Origin of the sequence: Dactylosporangium sp. NPDC051485, assembly GCF_040682015.1 — a bacterium.
GTDB lineage: Bacteria > Actinomycetota > Actinomycetes > Mycobacteriales > Micromonosporaceae > Dactylosporangium.
Genome location: NZ_JBFAZW010000233.1, coordinates 1 through 4,350 on the forward strand (window position 1 = coordinate 1; position 4,350 = coordinate 4,350).

The 4,350-nt window shown below is 77.9% G+C and carries 3 protein-coding genes; all 3 read left to right on the forward strand.

The features are described from left to right. The coding region (locus AB0M46_RS51075) for an Hsp70 family protein (protein WP_363348983.1) at window positions 1-2,225 on the forward strand (2,225 nt) is incomplete at its 5' end. Between the two features lie 75 nt (window positions 2,226-2,300). Further along, a complete protein-coding gene (locus AB0M46_RS51080; RefSeq protein ID WP_363348985.1) occupies window positions 2,301-3,071 on the forward strand; it encodes an ATP-binding protein in 771 nt (256 codons plus the stop codon). A gap of 37 nt (window positions 3,072-3,108) precedes the next feature. After that, a partial coding sequence (locus AB0M46_RS51085) for an AAA family ATPase (protein ID WP_363348987.1) occupies window positions 3,109-4,350 on the forward strand: 1,242 nt, incomplete at its 3' end.

Consider the following 4,350-nt stretch of genomic DNA (forward strand, 5'->3'; position numbering starts at 1 on the left):
GGCGCATCGACGAGGGCGCGCTGCTGCTCGGCGGCCGGGAGGTGCCGGTCGCCGGCGCCGTCGAGGCGGTGCTGCGCCGGGTCGGCGAGGAGGCGGCGCGGACCGCGGGCCGGGCGCCGGAGGACACCGTGCTGACCCACCCGGCCGGCTGGGGGCCGCAGCGGCGCGGGCTGCTGCTCGATGCGGCCGGCCGGGCCGGGCTGCCGGCCGTGACGCTCGTGCCCGAGCCGGTCGCCGCGGCCATGTACTTCACCACCGTCCTCGGCCACCACGTCCCCGACGGCCACGCGGTCGTCGTCTACGACTTCGGCGGCGGCACGTTCGATATCAGCGTGGTCCGCCGGGCCGGCGCCGGCTGGGAGGTGGCCGCCGCGCAGGGCCTCGACGACGTCGGCGGGGTGGACCTCGACGCGGCCATCGTCGGCTGGGTCGGCGCCCAGGTGGCCACGCGCGACCCGGCGCTGTGGGCCCGCCTGGAGAGCCCGGCGGGCCCGCCCGACCGGCGCCACCGCAAGGCGCTGTGGGACGACGCGCGCTCGGTCAAGGAACTGCTGAGCCGGGCGTCCTCCGGCGGCATCGCCGTGCCGCTGTTCGACGTCGACCTGCACCTGACCCGCGACGAGTTCGAGGCCCTGGCCCGCCCCTGGCTGGACCGCACGGTCACGCTGACCACGGCGACCCTGTTCACCAGCGGCGTCAGCGCCGACCGCCTGGCCGGCGTCTTCCTGGTCGGCGGCGGCAGCCGGGTCCCGCTCGCCGAGACCCTGCTGCACCGGGCGCTGGGCGTGCCGCCGGTGGTCCTGGAGCAGCCGGAGCTGGTGGTCGCCCTCGGCAGCCTCCTGCCTCCCGCCGCCGAGGATGCCGCGGTGGTACCTCCGGTGCCTGTCCTCCGGTCCCCGGCCCCCGCCCCGGTGTCCCCGGCCCCCGCCCCGGTGTCGCCGGCCCCCGCCCCGGTGTCGCCGGCCCCCGCCCCGGCGGCGCCGGTCGCACCGGCACCCGCTCCCGCGACGGTCTCACCGGCACCCGTCTCACCGGCGCCAACCCCCGCGCCGGTCGCGCCGGCACCCGCTTCCGCGCCGGTCTCACCGGCACCCGACTCGCCCGCGCCGGTCTCGTCGCCGCCGACCCAGCCGACACCGGTCGTGCCGTTCGCCGCGTCCACGACGGCCGCCCCCGGGTCCGCGGCCGCCACCACGACGGTCCCCCCGGAGCTGCTCGCCGGTCCCCATCCGATCAACCGGCCGGAGCCACCGCCGCCGGCCCCGCCCGCGGCGGCGGCGAGCCGGACCGAGACCAAGGCGCTGCTCATCGCGTGCGGCGCCGTGCTGGTGCTCGGCCTGGCCGGCATCCTGTTCGGCGACCACCCCTCCCGCCCGCCGCTGCACTCCGGGTTCTTCTCCCCGCTCGTGCCGAAGGCGGTCGCCATCCTGCTGGGCATGACCGTGCTGCTCGCGGTGACCGGGCGCCCGTCCGGACCGGCGCACCGCGCGCTCGGCCCCGCGCTGCTCGCCACCGCGGGCGGGGTCCTCGCCCTGTACCTGGTCTTCTCCGTCGGAAGCGAGCGCCCGGCGTTCACCTTCGCCGGCGGCACCGGGTACCGCCTGGCGGCGGAGTCATCGGTGTACACCACCACCCTGAGCTGGCTCTTCACGGTCGTCGCCGGTCTGCTCGCGGCGGGCGGGATCGTGCTGCTGGTCCGGCGCCGGCGGGCGGCGGACGCGCCGGTGGGCGGGTCGCGCGGCTGGTGGATCGCGCTGTGGCCGGCGGCCGGCGCGGCGCTCATGCTCGCCACGATGAGCCCGGTCTCCTACTACCACCGGACCCTCGTCGGCGGCCGCGACCCGAACGTCTCCCCGCTGGCCGGCATTGCCTACTCCGACGGCGCGCTGACCTGGTGGCTCGCGTTCACGCTCGGGCTGGCCCTGACCCTGTCGGCCTGGCTGCTCGTCGGCGCCGCCCTGCGCCCGTGGCTGGCCCGCAGCCGCGGCGCCCGGGTCACGGCCCTGGTGCTCGTCGTGGTGCTGGGCCTGTTCGCGGTGCTCAGCAGCTTCTTCGAGCGGGCGTACTACGCCACGCCGCTGCGGTTCGTCCGGGAGTACTACTGGAACGACGTCATCGGCCTGCCGGCCGGCGGCGCGGCGACCAGCTGGGTGGAGTTGCTCGTCGCCGTGGGCGTCATCGGCGGGATCGCGGTGCCGTCGCTCGTGCGGACCCGCCGTCTTTGACGGATGACGGCAAGCCTTCGACAATAGGTGTGCAATTCTTATACTCCCGAAACGCCGGCGGGAAGAGTGGATGCCGTGGCCGAGCCATCGGTGGTGCTGTGCGACGACGTCGACCTCGGGACGGTCGAGGTCGTGCTCGCCGGTCCGTGGGACGGCCGCGTGCGGATCGACCTGACCGCCGCGATCCGCAGGGGGCTGACCGAGCATCCCCGGGCGCTGCTGCTCAACCTCGCCGGGTGCGAGGGCGCCGACCGGGCGCTGGCCGGCGCGGTCCATCTCGCCGAGCGGGAGAGTGCCGCGGCCCGGCCGCCCGTGCCGCTGCTGGTGATCGCCTCGCCCGCGCAGCGCCGCGAGCTGGCCGCCGCCGGTGTGGAGGAGCGGATCCCGGCCTACGAGACGCCGGACCTCGCCCGGGCGGCGCTGGGCGAGCGGTTGCCGCCGCCGGGGCGCGTGGCGCTGCACCTGCCCGCGACCGTGCTCGCCTCGTCGGACGCCCGCACCTTCGTCGGCGACACCGTGCTCGCCTGGGACCTCCGCGCCGCCCTGCACCCGGCCCGCATGATCGTCTCGGAGCTGGTGACCAACGCGGTGGAGCACGCCGGCACGCCGCTCACGGTCACCGTCTCCCGCCGGGGCGAGCTGCTGCACCTCGCGGTCGAGGACGGCGAGGCCACGCCGCCCCGGGTCATCGACGGGCCGGGCCGCCCCGGCGCGCCGCTGGAGCTGCGGGGCAACGGGCTGCGGATCGTCGCGCGCGAGGCGGTCGCGTGGGGGACCGCCCCGACCGCGGACGGCAAGGTGGTCTGGGCGACGCTGCGGGCCTCCCCGCTGGGGGCCCCGACGTGATGTCATAGATGGCTCCGGCCGAGGGCGAGGGGGTCGCATGGGACCGGTGCCGCTGCTGCCCGCCAAGATCGTCGTACCCGAGATCGTGCCGCGGGCGCTGGCCCGGCCCGAGCTGCACGACGAGCTCTGGAGCCTGACCGACCTGCCGGTCACGCTGCTCACCGGCCCGGCCGGGGCGGGCAAGACCCAGCTCGTCGCCGCCTGGGCGGCCGACGCCGGGGCCGGCGATCCGCTGGCCTGGCTGACGCTCGACCGCGACGACCGCCACCAGCCGGCCCGGCTCTGGCGGCACCTGGTGGCCGCGCTGCGCGGCGCCGGCGTGGCGCTGCCGGCCGCGCTGCTCGAGGCGGCGGCCGCCGGCACGGCCGACCACCGGGCCGCGATCGCCGTGGCGGCCGCCCTGGCCGGGTGGGACCGGCCGCTGCTGCTCGTCCTCGACGGCGCGACCTGGCTCGATGAGGAGCAGCTGGCCGAGATCGACTACCTGGTGCGGTACGCCGGCTGCCTGCGCCTGCTGATGATCGGCCGGCACAAGCCCCGCTTCCCGCTGCACCGCTACCGCCTCGCCGAGGAGCTCGGCGAGCTGGCCGGCGCCGACCTGATGCTGGACGCCACGCGGGTGCGGGCCCTGTTCGCGCTGCACGGCGTCGAGCTGACCGGGGAGGCCCTCGCCGACGTGCTGGGCCAGACCCGGGGCTGGATCGCCCCCGTCCGGCTGTGCGCGCTGGCGATGGAGGGCCGGCCCCGCGCCGGCGTCCCGGAGCTGGCGCGGCACGAGCACGTCGTGGAGTACGTCTCCGGCGAGATCCTGGGCGGCCTCTCGCAGCGCCAGCGCTCCCTGCTGGGCAGCGCCGCCCTCCTCGACACGTTCACCGCGGACCTCCTCGCCGCCGCGATCGGCGACGGCGAGCAGGGCGGCGGGACCGACCTGCTCGAGGAGCTCGCCGGGACCGGCGCGTTCGTGGAGGTGGCCGACGCGGCCCGGGCGCAGTACCGGGTCCACCCGCTGCTCGGCCAGACCCTGCGCGACCGGCTGGGCCTGCCGGCCGGGCAGGCCCGCGCGGCCGGGCTGCGGGCCGCCCGCTGGCTGGCCGGCCGCGGCGACGTGCACGGCGCGGTGGCCCGGGCGGTCGCGGCCGGGGCCTGGGACGAGGCGGCCGGGATCGTCGTGGACGACCTCGCGGTCGGTGAGCTGATCCTCGACGGCCCGGCCGGCCCCCAGACCCGGCAGCGCGCCCACCGGCCGCGGGGGGCGCGGCGGCCCGCCGGCGGCGTCGTC